Origin of the sequence: Haloarcula pellucida, from assembly GCF_014647235.1 — an archaeon.
GTDB classification, from domain to species: Archaea; Halobacteriota; Halobacteria; order Halobacteriales; family Haloarculaceae; genus Haloarcula; species Haloarcula pellucida.
This window is the reverse complement of the sequence record NZ_BMOU01000001.1, coordinates 1,059,499-1,077,840: the sequence shown is the minus strand read 5'-3', so window position 1 is coordinate 1,077,840 and position 18,342 is coordinate 1,059,499. Positions and strand designations below refer to the sequence as shown.

The following is an 18,342-nucleotide window of genomic DNA, read 5'->3' as shown; positions in this document are numbered from 1 at the left end:
CAACTTTTTATCGGGGCGATACGAGGTGACGATATGTCTCTTGGCCCCGTCAACGTCGACGACATCGACTGGACTGATTACGACCACGGGAAGCGAGCGTTCAGACGCAAGCAACTCGCGCCCCCGGCCGGGGGCGAGGACATCGGCGCGAGTCTGTACGACGTCGCCCCCGGCAAACGGCTGTGGCTTCGTCACTATCACGAGGGCAACGAAGAGGCGATGTTCGTACGGGAGGGGTCGGGGACGTTGTGGCTCGGTCCCGACGCGGAGGCACACGCCCTCGAACCCGGCGATTACGTCGCGCTCCCGGCCGGCGAAGAGTCAGCGCACGAAATCGAGGCTGGTGACGAAGGACTCCGTCTGTTGATGGTCTCGACGATGGCGGAACCGGACATCACCGTCTATCCCGACAAGGACATGGTGGGGCTGTACGCCGGCGCGGCCCCCGGCGGCGACAGCGACGAACGGAGCATCTCGACGTATCTGGACCTGCACGCCGAGATGGCCTACTGGGAGGAGTGACCGGAAACCGCTCCGACGGCTTTCTTCGCTCCGTAGTAGGCCCACTCGGCGGAGTAACAGAACACACAGCCGCGGAACGTCGGTCGCTCGGCGCTCTCGGACTCTGTGGCCTCCGTGGTCATACCACCAGTGTACGGTTTCGGGCTGCTTCAAACCCACGTGGACGTGCGCGGACCGCCCACGTCCGAGCGACACGCTTATTCGCGCGAGACGACGAAAACGGACAACAGCGATGAGCACCGAGACGCCGGACCCCGAGGAGACAGAGGCCTTCCAGCAGGTGTGTGCGGAGCTGGTCGACCGCATCCTCGCCGGCGAGGTCGAACGCGACGAGGTCGAGTCGGCGAAGATAGACGTCTGCCGGGAGTTCTCGGCCCCGAAAGTACCGCAGAACTCCGAACTGCTGGACTACGCACCACAGGAACACCGCGAGGTTCTAGAGGAGGTGCTCCAGCGCAAACCGGTCCGCACCGCATCGGGCGTCTCGCCTATCGCCATCATGACCTCGCCCGAGCGGTGTCCCCACGGGAAGTGTCTCTACTGTCCCGGCGGCCCGGACTCGGAGTTCTCCTCGGCCCAGTCCTACACCGGCCACGAACCGGCCGCCGCTCGCGGCGAGCAGAACGACTACGACCCGTACGGACAGGTCACCCTGCGCCTGAACCAACTTCGCGAAATCGGCCACCCGGTCGATAAGGCCGAACTCATCATCATGGGCGGGACGATGACCGCCCGGAGCCACGACTACCAGGAGTGGTTCGTCAAGCGGGCCTTAGAGGCGATGAACGACTTCGACGTCGACGCCGACCCCCAGCCAGCCGAGGACGTGAGCTTCGCCGAGGACGACTACGAGTTCAGCTATCTGGAGGACGTCATCGCCGAGAACGAGACCGCCGACGTGCGCAACGTCGCCACCACCTTCGAGACCAAGCCCGACTGGTGTGATCCCGAACAGATAGACCGGATGCTTCGCCTCGGCGGGACGAAAGTCGAGGTGGGCGTCCAGACCACGTTCGAGCGCATCAACCGCGAGATGCACCGCGGCCACGGCGTGCAGGCGAGCATCGACGCGAACCGCCGCCTCCGGGACTCGGCGTTCAAGGTCGGCTTCCACATGATGCCCGGCCAGCCCGGAATGAGCAAGGAGATGTGTCTGGAGGATTTCCGGCGTATCTTCTCGGAGTCGCGCTGGAAGCCCGACTACCTCAAGATCTACCCGACGCTGGTCGTCCCCGGGACGGTCACCTACGACTGGTGGCAGAAAGAGGAGTTCGACCCGCTGGACAACGAGGAGGCCGCCGAACTCGTCGCCGAAATCAAGGACATGATTCCGCGCTACACCCGCCTCCAACGGGTCCAGCGCGACATCCCGGCGGACTTCATCGAAGGCGGCGTCTGGAAGTCGAACCTCCGCCAGTTGGCCTGGAAAGAGATGGAGAACCACGACTGGACCTGCGAGTGCATCCGCTGTCGGGAGGCCGGTCACAGCGACGAGGTGGCCGAAAACGTGGAACTCGACGTCATGACCTACGAGGCCTGTGGCGGCACGGAACACTTCGTCTCCTTCGAGGACTTCGAGAACGACGTCCTCGTGGGCTTCTGTCGCCTGCGGTTTCCCTCCCACGCGGACGGCCGCTCGTCGCCGTCCGCGGCGGCGGACCCAGTACGCCGCGAGCTAGAGGACGCCGCGCTCGTCCGGGAACTCCACGTCTACGGAAACGCCGTCGGCCTCGGGCAGTCGGCGGGCGACGACGACCACCAGCACAAGGGCTACGGCAAGCGACTCCTCCGCAAGGCCGAGGAACTGGCCCGCGACGCCGGCTTCTCGAAGATAGCCGTCATCTCGGGTATCGGCGTCCGGGAGTACTACCGGGACAAACTCGACTACGTGCAAGACGGCCCCTACGTCTCGAAGCGGTTGGAGTGAGGACGGGGCGAGCGGCGCGCGGTCGCTCGCGACCGCGGCAGACGAACGGCGTGAAGCGCCGTGAGTCAGCGAGTGACGAAGACGTCTATCCGATACGAAGGGGTGCTGTATTCGTAACTAAAAGCTAACCAGGATTCCACACGTCTCTCTTTGATAGTGAATCTACTGGATACTGATTTTATTTGCTAACTGCATCCGTTGTATCGTCTACACTCTTCGTCCAGGCAGCTGTCCGAGATTCATAATACTGATCACCGAAACCGCTTAGATATGGATGAAACACTATATTATATTCACCCGCAGTAATGCCAGCTGGGATTTCAATCATCGCAACATCCTCCACTCTTTCACTTGCTTCAATTTTAGTGCCATGCATAGTCCAGCGTCCTAGCAAATCTGAGAATCCTTTAATGTCGTAGGATGAGACTGGATCGGCGATATCCGGTGAATTTATTGTCTGATCTTCAATATACTTCTTCCCATCAGTCGTCAAGGCAACGTTCGGAGCAGAAATTCGAACATCCTGATTCGTGTTCGTGTTATGGAACTGGATCGGGACTAGTACAACAGCACGGCCCTCCGGTAATTTAATCCGTTGAAATGTTGTTTCTTTCTCAGTAACTGAATCTGTAGATGAGCTTTCAACCGATTTTGAGTTATGTGCTGTCGGGGTTCGTTTTTTTGACGGGCCTCTCTCCTTGATCTCTACGGATGTTCTGATATCAGGTTCTCCAACCGTGATTTCCAGACCTCCGTTGTTAAAAGAATCACCGTACTCGAACGTTATTGTTGGATCTAAGAGATCTAGTTCGGATGCCTGCGACTTCGTGTTTGATTCAGATCCATCTCTGTAGGACTTTTGTTCGTTCCCGTTACTAGTTGTAGTATGAGACGGTTGCGTATTGCCATTCTCCCTAGTAATACAACCACTAACGAGCGCCAAACTGCTGGCAATGGCATGTCTTCGGGTAATAATAGTCATGTCATCTTATCCTTCAATGTGGGGGTGTAAAAATCTCGTTCTGCTCTTGCATGTTCGCTTTCCCATTACCGGCTTTGTGTCTCGCTCATGTGTAGCACATCGTTTATTTCACAGCGTCGCCCGAACAGCGCGTTTGAGAGCATCTCGGCCCGGATTTCGATATAACTCTCGCCGTAGTTGAAACGCTCTGAGAGACGGTGTTAGCTTGTCTTTGGAGACGCCTCGGTGAGGCGAGAGCCACCATCGCGTCAGCGACGTGTGGCGCTCGCAAGTGTTGACGTGCACCTCGTCGTCGGCGTATTCGCCGTCACTGTGGACGACGTATTCGCGTGCGAAACCGTTGATCCGGCAATCCGGCAAACAAATATGTCGCTCCCAATTTTAAAACATCTTTTCAGTGAATAGATGCAACTCTCCCCTCAAAATTGGGCCACGGACTCTTGTACAATACACTAATATATCTCCTTCGTTTATAATACACGCTTTTTGAGTGTGTATGTAGAAATCACGAAGGTTATTGTGATAATCACTACAATTATGTTATAAAGACTTGTTAAAATTGGATCAATTGGAACGATAACTGGATAAATAATTGCTGAAAGGAGGAGAACGGTTAATCCAACAGTCACCTCTGTGCCGTATTTCATTCTGTATTCATTAAAACGCCCAGCGTATAAGAAGTTCATATTTAGGATAAATATTTGAAATTATATTTTATTGGCACTGTCTAGTTCTGCACCCCTCGACTGGCACGCTTCCATCGAGAGCTTGATGCGGTCTCTGATAGTTGTAGTAATGCGCGAACTGTTCGAGACATCCTCGGACGCTCGCCCGACTGCCCACCCACGAATTATGGAAGGAGTCGATACGCATTTTGAGGGCGTGAAACCACTTTTCGATGAGGTTTTCGGTCGGTATAGTTGACCCGACCGTTCAGTCCGAGTCGTGAGAGGGCAGTCCGATAGTCGAGCTGATCGACGAGAAACTCAGCTTCGGAGAGATCGTGTTTCTCGCGGAGTCCATGCAGCAACGCTGCCGCCGGATTGGTGCCATGCCGACCGAACAACGCGACGTCGAGAATCGATTTTGTGTCGATGTCTCTTGCAGCGTACAACCAAGACCACTCTCCGTTGATCTTGACAGTGGTTTCGTCGACGGCGACCCGCTTCGGCTGCGCCGCAGGCGGATCGCACCCGCTGTCGGCCAGCCGATGCACCCAGTTCCAAACAGCTCCATGTGAACGTTCAACGCCTAATTCAGCGAGAATCGTTGTTGTTTCTCTGAGTGAACAACCGTCCGCTCGCTCTCCCAAAGATCTTCTAAATCTGCCGCATAGCTCTCTTGAGCAGGTCTGCGAGCATTCTAGTCCAACTCACTCAACGACCTGCTTACTTCTCAACTCAAACTGGCTCAACTGGCTCTGTTGAAACCCTCAAAAACTGATAGAACCGTCCTGCGAGATGCAGAAAATGTATTCAGTAATCATTCGATTCTCTGCTACTCAGGTTGGTGGACAGGCTACGATGAACCGGGTTCTGCTTACGGTAGCGCCGTCCGAAGATCCTCGCAGAGGTCATCGGCGTCTTCGAGGCCAACAGATACCCGGACCAACGTCTCGGGAATTTCCGCTGAAGCCTCACTACGACTGAACTCGTCGGGGATCATTAGTGACGGCACCTCAACAAGGCTCTCGACCCCACCGAGACTCGCGCCCGGCGTGAATACCTCAAGTCCCTCGACGAACGCCTCGAGTTCGATGAGTGTCCCATCGAACTCGAAGGACAGCATCCCGCTGTATCCCGACATCTGCTCACTCGCGAGCTCGTGTTGCGGGTGGCTCTCAAGACCCGGGTAGTGAACACTAGCGACCCGCTCGTGGCGTTCGAGGAACCGGGCGACTTCCATCGCGTTCTTTTCATGATGTTCCATCCGCGCGGGCAGCGTCTTGATACCTCGCGCAACGAGGTAGCAGTCGAACGGCGAAAGCATATTCCCAAGCCCAACCCGCTGCGCGAACGCCAATTGCTCGGAAACCTCACTGTCGTCGGTGATAACGGCACCGCCGATCGAGTCTGAGTGCCCGTTGAGATACTTGGTGGTGCTGTGAACGACGACGTCAGCACCCAGTTCGAGTGGGGCTTGGTAGTACGGACTCGCAAAGGTACTGTCCACGCCGAACGGGGTATCGTGGTCATCGGCGATGTCGGCTATCGCCTGGATATCACACAACCTGATCAAGGGGTTCGACGGTGTTTCTGCCCAGATCAAGTCCGTTCCTGCAGTGACGGCATCGGCGACGTTGTCGGGGTCGCGGGCGTCAACGAAGTCGATGTCAACGTCGAGATGTCCGGCCATGTGATCCGTGAGCAGTTTTTCGGTTCCGCTATAGATGGTGTCCGAAGAGACGACGTGGCCTTCCGGGGGGACTAGCGACAGCATCGTCGTCGATGTGGCAGCCATTCCGGAGGCGAACGCCAATCCGTGCTCACCGCCTTCAAGGCGGGCTAACTGCGCTTCGAGGGCTGCCCGCGTCGGATTGCTTTCGCGTGAGTAGTCGTGTTCATTGCCGTCCTCTCCGCTGGCCCACTCGAACGTGGTCGAGAGGTGGATCGGCGGGACGACGTCGTTCGTTCCATCTCTGTGCGGATGCGTCTCGGTGTCAGCTGCGCCGACTGCGATGGTTCCGAACCGATCCCTGTCGGACTGGTCATTGTGTCTTGTCATCGGATGCTCACCACGGGACCTACTCGGACCCGGTTTAGAGGGGTGTTCATTGGAACGTTCTCAGTTGCGAAGGATAGGCGTGAAGTTCCCGGCGAGGGTGGCCAGAATCCAAACCTCGCCTCGGCGAGAACCAGCTGGTTGTTGATCGCTAACCGGGGTAGGCTTTGAGGAGAAGCGTCTTGTTCGTGAGGGTGGGTGAGTGATTCAGATGTATTTAGTAACGTTCCGTCTTATTCCGGGTGCGTACGATACGGAGTTTCATGAGTTGAATGACGCGATACAAGCGGCTGCCGAGGACACAGAGGGATATCTGGGCAAGCAGACGTGGCATGCACCAGATAGTGAGGCGGTTCTTGTCGTCTATTACTGGGAGTCGTTGGACGCGCTAGAGTCGTTTGGAGTGGATGCGGACCACAAACGCGCGAAACAGCGGTGGACGGAGTGGTACGATGCGTATGAGGTCACCATTACGGAAGTCATAGAGACGTATGGGTGTGGGTTCGGTGACGATGCTAGCCCGTTAGCGTAAGGATTGTCGGCTGGTTTTGATTAGTGAAGTCGGCAAGCGGATAACGGGGACCTCCCTGTATCGCTCAACGCAGAGACTCCCAATCGACATCTCCTGTTCCTGTAAGATACGCGACTTCTATTCAGCACGGCTGCTGAACCCGATCATCGCTTGAGGCTTTCAACAAGGCCGCTCAATTAGACCGTGTCGCATTCGCTCATGTGTAGCACATCGTTGATTTCACAGCGTCGCCCGAACAGCGCGCTTGAGAGCATCTCGGTCCGGTTTTCGATATAACTCTCGCCGTAGTTGAAACGCTCTGAGAGACGGTGTTAGCTTGTCTTTGGAGACGCCCGTCGACGGCGGGACCGTGATGACCGGCGACGTGACGTTTACGATGCCGCTTCCCCTTCGGCCGTCTCGGGGCGCCGGTCGCTCGCTGGCGACTCGAACGGCTCGTCGACTACCACGCCGAGGCGCTGAAAGAACTGGCCGAGGGCGGGGACTGGCGGCAGTTCCTCGACGGCTGAGTCACGAGTCTCGTCGTCGGGACCGTTCTGCGACGGTGCTGTTCAGTAGTTCCTCGGCCAGCACGTCGACGCCGAGTTCGTCCTCGCCGGGAGTGGCCGACGTCTCGAACCCCGCCGGTTCCGCGGGCGGACCGCCGCGACTCCCCTGCGGCGGCGGACCGTGGGCGTAGACGCCGTTCGGGTTCGGGAGCGTCCAGACGTGCATCATACAGGGCGTCCGGCAGGGCAGTCGGAGGCCCGTCTCGGCCCCGTCGCCCCACACCTGCTGGTACTTCCACCACGCGTATCGCCCCGGGAGGCCGACGTGGTGGTGCCACGGCGAACAGCGCGCGTCGGCGTCCTCGTCGGCCCCGCCGTAGACAGACGGCGGGTCGTCGAGTTGCTCACCGTCTCGCGTCGCCACGAACATCACCCCGAGGGGGCGCCACCACTTGTTGTCGACCATGATAGCGGCCGGCCGACCGGCGTCGAGTATCGACTCGTCACCGATGTAGCGTGGGTTCAGCCAGTGTGACCAGCCACCGGAATCGCCGTCGGTCAGCAGGTCGAAGTACGGGACGAAGCCGTCTTCGAGCAGCGCGCCGACTGTCGAGAAGTCGCGCTCTAGCGCCCTCGTGGCCTCGTCTCGAAGTTCCTTCGTCCGCGGGTGCTCGTCCGCACACCCGGCCGTGGTCGCGTCCTCGCAGTCACGCATCGCTGGCCGCGTCGTGGCGTCGGGACAGTCGGGCCTAAACGAGATGGCTGGGCCGGCGCTCGTGCCGCCCCCCGAGAGACCGAACACACCTCCCGAGGCCCGCAGGACGTCGCGCCGGGAGAGCGACCCGGCCGTGAGTTCGTCGGGCATGTGGTGTGCGGTCACAAACCACGGTCCAATAAACAATCAGCGGCTATCGTTGGCACGCTGCCGATAAGGCGGCCTTATCGGACGTCACTGGGACCCGGTCGACGCCGAGTACGGGGGGCTGGGTGGCGCTGCTACCGACCCTCTCGGTAGGCACACACTCACACGATTCCGCACCGTTTTGCCGGTTCGGACCCTGTCTACCTCATGGTTCGTCGTCTCAGTGAGGGCGTGTGGCTGCTGGAACTCGGGCTGTTTCCGCCGCTCGCTTCGAACGCCTATCTCGTCGACGAGAGTGCCTTCGACGGCGAGAGTGACGCCCTCACGCTGGTCGATACGGGCCTGTGGTGGAACGAACCAACCATCGTGGACGAACTGGCGGCAGTCGGCTACGGCCCTGCGGACCTCGACCGGGTCCTGTTGACCCACTACGACCTCGACCACGTCGGCGGTCTGAACCGACTCGTCCCCGAGTTCGACGGGCCGGTGTCGGTCGGAACTGACGACCTCGCACTGCTCGAAGGCCACGTCGACCCCGAACTGCTCCACCACAAGGGACTGTTCCACCGGGCCAGCAGACGACTCTTTCCCCTGCCGGACCTCGTGTTGGAACCGGTAGCCGACGGTGACGCCATCGGCGGGTTCACCGCGTACCACACGCCGGGTCACAACCCGGGCCACGTCGTCTATCACCACGCGGACGCCTCGGCGGCGTTTCTCGGCGATCTCGTCTGGGAGGACGACGGCGACCTGACGACCCCGTTCTGGGGCGACTCCTACGACATGGATCGTCTCCGGCGGAGCATCGCCGACCTCTCGGCGCGAATCCCCCCGTTCGAAATCGTGGCGATGGGTCACGGCGACCCGCTGACAGTCGGTGGCGACGACGCGCTCCGGACGCTCGCCAGTCAGGTCTAACCCCGCGACGACGAACACCTGACCTGTGTGGGGATGGTTATTTACTCGCGTCGGCCCTCCGTCCGAGTATGATAGCGCGGTTGGCTGTCGTCGGTGCCGGAGCGGCCGGGGCCGCGGCGACCTACGCACTCCGGGACGCGCCGGTGGACGTGACCGTCTTCGAGAAGAGTCGCGGCGTCTGTGGTCGGGCGGCCACCCGGCGGAAGGACGACTGCACCTACGAGTACGGGGCGAACTACCTCAAGGACGCCGACGACCGCGTCACCGAACTGGTGACCGAGACGCTCCCGTCCGACGGTCTCGTCGACGTCGAGGCACCGATTTACACTTTCGAGCGAACCGGCGGCATCGACGAGGGTCGGGAGGCAGACGAACGCAAGTGGACCTACGAGGCCGGCATCACGCAACTCGCGAAGCGCCTGTTCGCCGAGACGGACGCGACCGTCCACAACGGCGTCCGCGTCGAGACGCTCGACCGAGCGGACGACGGGTGGCGAATCGTCGACGACGAGGAGACAGACCGTGGTGAGTTCGACGCCGTCCTCCTCACCCCGCCGGCCCCGCAGACGGCAGACCTGCTCGGACAGGCACGGTGGGACCACGACGACTGCCGGGACTTCCGACAGGCCATCGCGTCGGTGCCGTACCGCACCGTCGTCACGGGGGTCTTCCACTACCCGTTCGAACTCGACGTCCCGTGGTACGGCGCGGTCAACACCGACAAGGACCACGACGTCGGGTGGGTCGCCCGCGAGGAGTGCAAGGACGGTCACGTCCCCGACGGCGAGTCGCTGCTGGTGGTCCAGATGAACGAGCCGTGGTCGGTCGCCAACTACGACGAGCGTCCCGACCAGATGCTCTCGGCCATCGCCGAGCGTACCGCGCACCTGCTGGACGACGACCGACTCACCGACCCCGACTGGACGGACTATCAGCACTGGCGGTACGCCCAACCGGAGGCCACCGTCGACCACGAGGCGCTGCGGGGAGCCACCGATCACGACCTCTACTTCGCCGGCGACTGGGTAGCCGACGAACCGCGCCTCCACGCGGCAGTACGGAACGGACTGGAAACTGGCGAGGCAATCGCCGAGGACACCGCGTAGCGACGCGTGTCGTTTTCACTCGCTAGTGTTCGTCTCACCCCGGATACGTATCTCGAACCCGGTGTCACGCATCGTGACCGGGCCGAGAACGGGGTTCGGATACGCCGGGTGCCGGCGGGTGTGGAGGACGACTTCTTCGACGGCTGGATCGTACGCGGCGAGGAGGTTGCGAACCGGGGGGTTCGTGACCGCCTCCTCGGGGAGCATCTGCCGGGCATCGGCCGCTCGTCGTGTGCACGAGAGGACGTAGGTCACCGGGTCGCCGAGACCGGGGTCGGCGTCGACCGTGACGGTAGCCCCGCTATGGTCCACTCGTTCGACGGCCTCGGTGTGTGAGAGCGCGAGCGGCGGGCCGCGGAGGCGGAACCGTGCCCCGACGGCTATCGGTCGGCGCGCCTCTCCCTCGTCTGCCCACCCGGCGACGACGAAGGCGTAGACGCCGCCGCCGAGACCGGCGACGGGAACACGAGTGACCGAGCCGTCGAGTCGGACGCCGCCGGTATCGGCTCTGGGGTCCAGCCGCGCCGTGACGTCGTTGTCCACGGTGAGTCGCCACGTGCGCTGGCTACGGCCGCCGGTCGCGAGGAACCCGTCTTCCGTGCGGATGGTCGTCGTCTGACCGTGTGCCACCGTCCGTCGACGTACTTTTGGAGTGACCACGGTGGCTTCAGGCCCGAGAGCGTCGTCTGCTGGTCCCTGAAGAATCGAAACGTGAGCGCGGCACGCGGCAGACTGGGGATTCCGGAGTCGTCGGTCGGATTCGTGACGATACCGAACCCGGAGTCCGTCCCGCTGGGCGGTCCACAGACACGGCTCACGTCCCCCTGCAACTCCGGGACGCCCGGACAGCCCACGCCGTCGAGCGAGAGGTTCCGACCGCGGCTCGTCCATATCCGGCCATCGACTGGGTGGCTGTGATCGGTTTCGGACGCTCGCCGTCTGTCGGCCAGATTGTCACAGGTCCCCGTCGTCCGCCGGTCCCGACAGGCCTTTGCGTCGCCGCCGACAGCCACCGACATGGACACGAAGCGGGAACTGACGAGCGTCGACCTCGCGGCCCTCGAGGGCGAACTCGCCGACTACGAGGGCGCGAAACTCGACAAGGCGTATCTCTACGCCGAGGACGACCTTGTCAGACTGAAGATGCGGGACTTCGACCGCGGGCGGGTGGAGTTCATCATCGAAGTCGGTGACGTCAAACGCGCCCACGTCGCGGCGGCCGAACACGTTCCGGACGCCCCGGGCCGGCCGCCGGACTTCGCGATGATGCTCCGGAACCGCCTCTCCGGGGCGGACCTCGTCCGCGTCGAGCAGTTCGAGTTCGACCGCATCGTCGAACTGGAGTTCGACCGCGAGGACGGGTCGACGACCATCGTCGCGGAACTGTTCGGCGACGGCAACGTCGCGGTGTTAGACGAGTACGGCGAGGTCATCGACTGTCTGGAGACGGTACGCCTGAAGTCACGCACCGTCGCGCCCGGGACGCCCTACGAGTTCCCGTCGGCGCGGTTCAACCCCCTGACCGTCGACTACGAGGGGTTCGTCGCCCGGATCCGGGAGTCCGACTCGGACATCGTTCGGACGCTGGCGACGCAACTCAACTTCGGCGGCCTCTACGGCGAGGAACTGTGTACGCGGGCGAACATCGATTACAACGTCCCCGTCGATGAGGTGACCGACGAGCAACTCGAACGCCTCTACGAAATCGTCACGGACCTCGGCGAGCGACTGCGGACCGGTGACCTCGATCCTCGGGTGTACTACGACACGCCCGACGGTGCCGAGGACACAGAGGAGAGCGTTGCTCCAGCGGAGCAACGAAACGGCGGCGGTGAAACCGCCAACGAGAACCGCCAGCGCGTCGACGTCACGCCCATCCCGCTCGAAGAGTACGACCACCGGTACAGCGAGCCGTTCGACTCGTTCAACGACGCGCTGGACGACTACTTCTTCAACTTCCAGCGGGAGCAAGAGGTCGAGGGCGGCGAGACCCAGCGCCCCGATTTCGAGGCGGAGATTTCGAAGTACGAGCACATCATCCAGCAACAGCAGGGCGCTATCGAGGACTTCGAGGCCGACGCCGAGGCCGAACGCGATAAGGCCGAACTGCTGTACGCCCGCTACGACCTCGTCGACGAGGTCATCTCGACGGCCCAGCAGGCCCGCGAGGACGACGTGCCGTGGGACGAAATCGAGGCCACGTTCGAGGAGGGAGCGGAACGCGGTATCGCGGCGGCGGAAGCCGTCGTCGGCGTCGACGGGAGCGAGGGGACCGTCACGCTCGACGTCGACGGCACCCGCGTCACCGTCGACGCCAGTCAGGGCGTCGAGAAGAACGCGGACGAACTGTATCAGGAGGCCAAGCGCATCGAGGGCAAGAAGGAGGGCGCGATGGCGGCCATCGAGGACACGCGCGAGGACCTCGAAGCCGTGAAACAGCGCCGCGAGGAGTGGGAGGCCGAGGACACCGACGCGGCCCCGGAACCGGACGAGGAGGACGACGACGAACCCACCGACTGGCTCTCGGAACCCTCTATCCCCATCCGCAACAACGAGCAGTGGTACGAGCAGTTCCGCTGGTTCCACACCTCCGACGGCTACCTCGTCATCGGCGGCCGGGACGCCGACGACAACGAGGAACTCGTCCAGAAGTACTGCGAGCGGGGTGACAAGTTCTTCCACGCACAGGCCCACGGTGGCCCGGTCACGGTGCTGAAGGCGACGGGGCCGAGCGAACCCGCTCAAGAGGTCGACTTCCCCGAATCCTCGCTCGAGGAAGCGGCGCAGTTCGCCGTCTCGTACTCCTCGGTCTGGAAGGACGGGAAGTTCGCGGGCGACGTGTACATGGTCGACCCAGAACAGGTGTCGAAGACCCCCGAGAGCGGCGAGTATCTGGAGAAGGGCGGGTTCGCCGTCCGCGGTGACCGGACCTACTTCGAGGACACGCCGGTCGGCGTCGCCGTCGGCATCACCTGTGAGGACCAAACACAGGTCATCGGCGGCCCGCCCGCCGCAATCCGACCGAACGCGGCGACGAGCATCACCGTCGAACCCGGACAGTACGCCCAGAACGACATCGCCAAGCGCCTCTACCGGGAGTTCAAGGACCGCTTCGCCGACGAGACGTTCGTCCGGAAAGTCGCCAGCCCGGACAAGATTCAGGAGTTCCTCCCGCCGGGCGGGAGTCGGATGGTCGACGAGTAGCACGGCTCACGCAGGCTTATATACTTGTTGGTCGTATTATACGTAGATACAGACAGAGGCCACGATCGGCGGTCCTCGGCCGTGTATCTGGAGCCACAATGTTTCAAGAAGCCCTAAACTACCCACGAAACAGCGACAGCGCGGTCAAGAACATCGCCATCGGCGGGCTACTACTGTTCGTCAGTTTCCTCGTGGTCCCCACCTTCCTGGTGCTGGGATACGTCGTCCGGACGCTCCGGCAGGTACTCGGCGGCGTAGAGGAACCCCCGGAGTTCGACGACTGGGGTGAGATGCTCGTAGACGGACTGAAGGCGTTCGCTATCGGGTTCGTCTACGCGCTGCTGCCCACGGTCATCGCGATCGTGGCGCTGTTCGCCACCGGCGTCACCGCCGGCATCGGCGGGAGCAACGGCGGGACGGGGCTGGCGATCGGTCTCATCGCCGTCGTGACGGCGCTCCTCGTGGCCGCCGTCTCGTTGCTCGTCGCATACGTGATTCCGGCGGCCGTCGTCGCGTGGGTCCGCACCGACCGTCTCGGCGCGGCGTTCTCGCCCGCCGAACTCCGCCCGATGGCCTTCAGCCGAACCTACGCCACCGGGTGGCTCGTCGCCGTCGGTATCGGTCTCCTGAGCGGCATCGTCATCGGCCTGTTGAACGTCGTGGTCATCGGTGCCATCCTCGCCCCCTTCATCACGTTCTACGCGAACGTCGCGGGGGCCCACGCGATCGGCTCGGCGGTCCGGGAGATGCCCGCCGTCGAGGAGGGGCCCGACGCCCCGGCCAGCCAACCCGCAGCCTGAGCGGTCGAGGCGCGGTAGAACGGATTTTCTGTGACAGTCAGTGTCCAAGTGACGACCAGTAGCTATCGAGCGTGTCCGAATCTGGCAGGCTACTCGTAGTGTCTTTTCAGCCCGTCTTTATCCCTTCGGCAGGCGTACTTCCGTTCGTTACTGCCACGCCGGGCCGACGACGAGCGTTCTCGTTCGCGCCGCTGACGGAGGCGGTGACGGTGATACCCATGTTCGAAGACGCACTCAGATTTCCGTGGAACGGCGAGAAGAAAGTCGAGACGCTACTCGTCGGGGGCGTGTTGAGTCTGCTGGGGTTCCTGTTCGTCCCGCTCCTGTTCGTGTACGGCTACCTCGTCCGCGTCGTTCGACAGGTGGCGGCGGGCAACACCGAGGCCCCACCCGTGTTCGACGAGTGGGGCGACCTCCTCGTAGACGGTGTCGTCGCTTTCGTCATCTCGCTCGTGTACCTGCTGGTCCCCGTGATTGCCATCGCCGTCGCGGCGTTCCTGTTCCTCGTTCCCGTCACCATCGTCGAGGGCGGGACCGGGCCACGAACCGGACTGCTCGCCGCCGGGGGCGTTCTGGTCGCGTTGCTGGTGCTGTCCGTGACGCTGGTGCTGTTGCTCGCCGCACTGTACCTCCTTCCGGCGGGCGTCGCCGCCTACGCCCGGACGGGTCGGTTCGGCGCGGCGTTCTCGCCCGGTGACCTCCGGTCCGTCGCGGGCGACCGGCGCTACGCGATCGGATGGCTCGTCTTCGTCGCCATCGGCGTCCTCGCACAGCTACTCGCTGGCGCCATCGCGGCCACCGGCGTCGGCGCACTACTGGTACCGTTCGTCGTGTTCTATGGCAACGTCGCCAGTGCTTACGCCATCGGGGCCGGCGTCGCCGACGTCGACATCGCGAGCGAGACGGACGAGGACGCGACTACCGGCCAGCCCGCAGTGTGAATAGCAGGGCACTTGTGGACGGGCGGCCCACCACTCGGTATGCAGATCAAAAGCCGGCAGGCCACCGGCGAGGGTCGCGAACGCGTCGAGGTGGTCCCCGAGACGCTCGACGACCTCTGGCACCTCTCGCACGTCGTCGAACCCGGCGACCACGTCTCCGGTGACACCACGCGGCGCATCCAGCGCAACGACGACACCCTCCGTGACAAGGGCGGGGAGCGCGAACCGATGTGGTTGAAAATCGAGGTCACCGACGTCGAGTTCGCGAAGTTCGCGAACCGCCTCCGAATCGGCGGCGAAATCGTCGACTGTTCCCGGGAGGACCAACTGGGCTTTCACCATACGCTGAACGTCGAGGAACACACCGAACTGACCGTCGAGAAGCGTTGGAAACCGGACCAGAACGACCGACTGGAGGAAGCCGTCGAAGCCACCGAGAACCCCGACGTGGCTATCGCCACCGTCGAGGAAGGCGAGGCCCACGTCCACACCGTCGCACAGTACGGCACCGAAGAGCGAGCGTCTATCACGTCGACGACGGGGAAAGGCGACTACGCCCGGCCCCGCGACGAACTGTTCGCCGAACTCGCCGCCGTCCTCAAACGGCAGGACGTGGACGCCTACATCCTCGCCGGCCCCGGGTTCACGAAACAGGACGCGCTGGACTACTTCGAGGAGGAGATTCCGGACATCGCAGCGCAGATTACCGTCGTCGACACCGCCGCTGTCGGTGACCGTGGCGTCCACGAAGTCCTGAAACGTGGCGCCGTCGAGGACGTCCAGCAACAGACCCGAATCGCCGAGGAGGCCGACCTCATCGACGAACTCATGGCCCGCATCGGTGAGGGAAGTGAGGTGGCCTACGGCCCCGACGAAGTGGCCAAAGCCGCCGACTTCGGCGCCATCGAGACGCTGTTGGTACTCGACGACCGACTGCGCGAAGAACGGTCGGGCGAGGGCGACTGGGACGTCGACGTCGACCACATCATCGAGACCACCGAGCAGAAAGGCGGGTCGGTGACCGTCTTCTCCGCGGAGTTCGCACCCGGACAGCAACTGTCGAACCTCGGCGGTATCGCCGCACTCCTTCGCTACCGCCTCGACTGACACTGTGTCGTGAATGCGGGTCGGTCAGACACCGACCCGGAGTATCGTATCTTGTAATCGCCCGAAACGGTTTTTCCCTGTCCTACCTTGTAACGGGTATACACTCCGCGGGAGTGGCTTGGATGGTATTCGAAGAACAACCGGACTTCGCGCGACAGGTGGCCGACTTGAACAAGTACGGTCAGGCGCTCAATCGGTGTGAGACCGTCGAAGAGGTGGTCTCGCTGACACTGGAAGCGATGTCGCTGCTCTTTCAGTTCTCTTACTCGACCTTCGTCGAGGTTCGTGACGGTGACCCGCGCGTGGTCCACAGCACGAACCCCCGGTTGGCGGCGGGCGATCAGCCGAGCGCCGTCGCGGTCCGAGCGCTGGAGGCCGGCGAGACTGTCATCGCCACCGGTGACGAGGCTGGCATGACCACCGACTCCGACGTGACCGCCACGCTCGCCGTCCCGACGCAGGTCGGCGGGGAAGTGACGGCGATACTGGTGACTCGCTCTACGTCCGTCGAGTCCTTCGGCGAAGAACAGAGTCGCCCGCTGGAGATTCTGGCCTCTCACGCCGGGACGGCCATCAGCAACATTCGCTCCCGAGAACATCTCGAACGCGCACGGCAGGACCTAGAGACGCGAAAGGAGATGATAGAGATGTACGACCGCCTCCTGCGCCACGACCTCGGTAACGACTTGCAGGTCATCGCGGGATTCGCAGACGCCGTCGCGGCGGACGTCGACGGGCAGACCGAGGAGTACGTCGAGAAGATACAGCGGGCAGCCCGGAGTTCCGCGGACCTCATCGAACGCGTCGGGAGCCTCGTCTCGACGCTCGAAGCACAGGACGAACCGGAACCGCGTGACCTCGGAGCGTTACTCGGGACGACGGTCACCGAAGTTGCGGGGAACTACGAGAATCTGTCGGTCGACTTCGACTCGGAGGCGTTCGACTACCGAGTGTACGGCGGGGAACTGCTCGACTCGGTGTTTGCGAATCTCGTCTCGAATGCTGCCGTCCACAACGATGGTGACGTGCGGATGCGCGTCTACGAAGAGGAACTCGGGACCGAGCAAGTCGTCGTCGGGTTCGCGGACGACGGCAGCGGCGTCCCGGAGGACATCCGCGAGCGCATCTTCGAGATGGGGGCGAAGGGGCCGGACAGTTCCGGGAGCGGGTTCGGTCTCGGCTTCGTCCGCGCGCTGACCGAGTCCTACGGGGGGAGCGTACGCGTCGGCGAGAGCGAGATGGGCGGGGCGGACTTCCGGGTCACGCTCCAGCGCGTCTGAGTCACCGCTCGTCGACCGTTATCGAGAGGCCGTCCTCCGCGAACCGCACGTCGCCGTCGTACGCCTCGCCGAGCGACGACAGCATCTCCTCGTGTCGTCCCTCCGTATGCGGATAGAGGTGCGTGAGATAGACGCGGCCGATGTCGGCGTCTGCTCCGGCGAGTGCATCGCCGAGTGCGGCCGGGGTCGGGTGGTTCGAGACGTCGACGTCGTCGGGAAACGAGCAGTCGTGGACGAACACGGCCGCGCCGTCGGCGAACTCGACGAGGTCGATGAACGCCTCCGAGTCGCCGCTGAACGCTATGGTCGGGCCGTCAGCGGTGGGCGTCACCCGATAGGCGAAACACTGCATCGAGTGCCTCGTCTCGAAGTGGTCGAGGTCGAACCCGGCGAGCGAGACGGGGCCGTCGACGTCCCGGAGCGTCAAATCGAGGCGGTCCTGCATGTACTCGTGGACCGAGAGGAGGTCCTCGACGAGCGACCGGGTCCCGGGCGGGCCGGCTATCGTCAGGTCGGTCTCGCCGGCCAGCCACCGGGCTTTCAGCAGGACGTCGAGGTCCGAGACGTGGTCTAGGTGGTGGTGAGTGAGCAGGACGGTGTCGACGCCCTCGTACCCACGGTCCGTGCGGGCGAGCGCATTGAGGACGCCGCTACCGCAGTCGATCAACAGAGCGTCGCCGTCGCTCTCGACGAGATAGCCAGACTGGGCGCGGTGACCGGTCGGCATAGCGCTGCCGGTGCCGAGAAACGTCAGTCGCATACGCGGGACCACCGCTCGGAGAAGCAAAGGTATTGGTGTCGTCAGCGGGGTGGGCGGACTGCGATTGAGTGGGGGAGGGTATGGGGGACCGCTCAGGGCCGCGTCAGCGGAGGGGTGGGCAGCGGATGGCCGCCAACGGGGACCGGTGGGGCGGTGACAGGGGAGCGTGCCACCGGATCAGGGCGGAATCGG

Annotated in this window: 16 protein-coding genes and 3 pseudogenes; 10 read left to right on the top strand and 9 right to left on the bottom strand. The window is 62.8% G+C overall.

Annotation, left to right across the window (positions count from 1 at the left end; genetic code table 11):
- Positions 1-33 precede the first annotated feature (33 nt).
- On the top strand, positions 34-522 hold the full coding sequence (locus tag IEY28_RS05630) for a cupin domain-containing protein (RefSeq protein ID WP_166970553.1): 489 nt from the start codon (positions 34-36) through the stop codon (positions 520-522).
- Here the strand turns inward: IEY28_RS05630 and IEY28_RS05625 are convergent.
- Positions 507-644: a hypothetical protein gene (locus IEY28_RS05625; protein ID WP_166970551.1), complete on the bottom strand. Its 138-nt coding sequence runs from the start codon at positions 642-644 to the stop codon at positions 507-509. The genes IEY28_RS05630 and IEY28_RS05625 overlap by 16 nt on opposite strands.
- A 110-nt stretch (positions 645-754) precedes the next feature.
- Between IEY28_RS05625 and IEY28_RS05620 the strand changes: the two genes are divergently transcribed.
- The gene (locus tag IEY28_RS05620; RefSeq protein WP_188995323.1) at positions 755-2,449 is read left to right on the top strand and encodes a tRNA uridine(34) 5-carboxymethylaminomethyl modification radical SAM/GNAT enzyme Elp3; all 1,695 of its coding nucleotides are present in this window, start codon (positions 755-757) and stop codon (positions 2,447-2,449) included.
- Between the two features lie 178 nt (positions 2,450-2,627).
- Here the strand turns inward: IEY28_RS05620 and IEY28_RS05615 are convergent, their stop codons facing one another.
- From IEY28_RS05615 to IEY28_RS05600, 4 genes and pseudogenes are all read right to left on the bottom strand, one after another.
- A complete protein-coding gene (locus IEY28_RS05615; RefSeq protein ID WP_188995321.1) occupies positions 2,628-3,431 on the bottom strand; it encodes a hypothetical protein in 804 nt (267 codons plus the stop codon).
- A 108-nt stretch (positions 3,432-3,539) separates the two neighbouring features.
- A pseudogene (locus tag IEY28_RS05610) lies at positions 3,540-3,773 on the bottom strand (IS1595 family transposase); the annotation flags it as partial.
- Between the two features lie 372 nt (positions 3,774-4,145).
- Positions 4,146-4,731 (bottom strand): annotated as a pseudogene (locus tag IEY28_RS05605) (IS6 family transposase); the annotation flags it as partial.
- Positions 4,732-4,970: 239 nt separating this feature from the next.
- On the bottom strand, positions 4,971-6,155 hold the full coding sequence (locus tag IEY28_RS05600) for a trans-sulfuration enzyme family protein (protein ID WP_188995319.1): 1,185 nt from the start codon (positions 6,153-6,155) through the stop codon (positions 4,971-4,973).
- Positions 6,156-6,363: 208 nt separating this feature from the next.
- Here IEY28_RS05600 and IEY28_RS20905 point away from each other — a divergent pair, with 208 nt between their 5' ends.
- A complete protein-coding gene (locus IEY28_RS20905) occupies positions 6,364-6,684 on the top strand; it encodes an antibiotic biosynthesis monooxygenase family protein (protein WP_188995317.1) in 321 nt (106 codons plus the stop codon).
- A 219-nt stretch (positions 6,685-6,903) separates the two neighbouring features.
- On the opposite strand, the pseudogene IEY28_RS05590 reads toward IEY28_RS20905, so the two are convergent.
- Together IEY28_RS05590 and IEY28_RS05585 are read right to left on the bottom strand one after the other, a co-directional pair.
- Positions 6,904-7,026: pseudogene (locus IEY28_RS05590) on the bottom strand (IS1595 family transposase); the annotation flags it as partial.
- Positions 7,027-7,194: 168 nt separating this feature from the next.
- Complete coding sequence (locus tag IEY28_RS05585; protein ID WP_188995315.1) at positions 7,195-8,037, bottom strand: hypothetical protein; 843 nt, start codon at positions 8,035-8,037, stop codon at positions 7,195-7,197.
- A 204-nt stretch (positions 8,038-8,241) separates the two neighbouring features.
- On the opposite strand from IEY28_RS05585, the gene IEY28_RS05580 reads away from it, so the two are divergent.
- Both IEY28_RS05580 and IEY28_RS05575 read left to right on the top strand, forming a co-directional pair.
- The gene (locus IEY28_RS05580; RefSeq protein ID WP_188995313.1) at positions 8,242-8,952 is read left to right on the top strand and encodes an MBL fold metallo-hydrolase; all 711 of its coding nucleotides are present in this window, start codon (positions 8,242-8,244) and stop codon (positions 8,950-8,952) included.
- 68 nt (positions 8,953-9,020) lie between these two features.
- Positions 9,021-10,058, top strand: coding sequence for an NAD(P)/FAD-dependent oxidoreductase (locus IEY28_RS05575; protein WP_188995311.1), 1,038 nt, complete (start codon positions 9,021-9,023; stop codon positions 10,056-10,058).
- A gap of 15 nt (positions 10,059-10,073) precedes the next feature.
- On the opposite strand, the gene IEY28_RS05570 is transcribed toward IEY28_RS05575, so the two are convergent.
- The gene (locus tag IEY28_RS05570) at positions 10,074-10,688 is read right to left on the bottom strand and encodes a hypothetical protein (RefSeq protein ID WP_188995309.1); all 615 of its coding nucleotides are present in this window, start codon (positions 10,686-10,688) and stop codon (positions 10,074-10,076) included.
- A 387-nt stretch (positions 10,689-11,075) separates the two neighbouring features.
- Between IEY28_RS05570 and rqcH the strand changes: the two genes are divergently transcribed.
- From rqcH to IEY28_RS05545, 5 genes are all read left to right on the top strand, one after another.
- Positions 11,076-13,262 carry a ribosome rescue protein RqcH gene (rqcH, locus tag IEY28_RS05565; protein ID WP_188995307.1) on the top strand — a complete coding sequence of 729 codons (2,187 nt, stop codon included), beginning with the start codon at positions 11,076-11,078 and terminating at the stop codon, positions 13,260-13,262.
- Positions 13,263-13,360: 98 nt separating this feature from the next.
- A complete protein-coding gene (locus IEY28_RS05560) occupies positions 13,361-14,062 on the top strand; it encodes a DUF4013 domain-containing protein (RefSeq protein ID WP_188995305.1) in 702 nt (233 codons plus the stop codon).
- A gap of 218 nt (positions 14,063-14,280) precedes the next feature.
- On the top strand, positions 14,281-15,003 hold the full coding sequence (locus IEY28_RS05555; RefSeq protein WP_188995706.1) for a DUF4013 domain-containing protein: 723 nt from the start codon (positions 14,281-14,283) through the stop codon (positions 15,001-15,003).
- Between the two features lie 39 nt (positions 15,004-15,042).
- Complete coding sequence (locus IEY28_RS05550) at positions 15,043-16,110, top strand: mRNA surveillance protein pelota (protein ID WP_188995303.1); 1,068 nt, start codon at positions 15,043-15,045, stop codon at positions 16,108-16,110.
- A 122-nt stretch (positions 16,111-16,232) separates the two neighbouring features.
- Positions 16,233-17,390: a sensor histidine kinase gene (locus IEY28_RS05545; protein ID WP_188995301.1), complete on the top strand. Its 1,158-nt coding sequence runs from the start codon at positions 16,233-16,235 to the stop codon at positions 17,388-17,390.
- A gap of 1 nt (position 17,391) precedes the next feature.
- Here the strand turns inward: IEY28_RS05545 and IEY28_RS05540 are convergent, their stop codons facing one another.
- Positions 17,392-18,150 (bottom strand): MBL fold metallo-hydrolase, encoded by a 759-nt coding sequence (locus IEY28_RS05540; RefSeq protein ID WP_188995300.1) that lies wholly within the window; start codon positions 18,148-18,150, stop codon positions 17,392-17,394.
- Between the last annotated feature and the right edge of the window lie 192 nt (positions 18,151-18,342).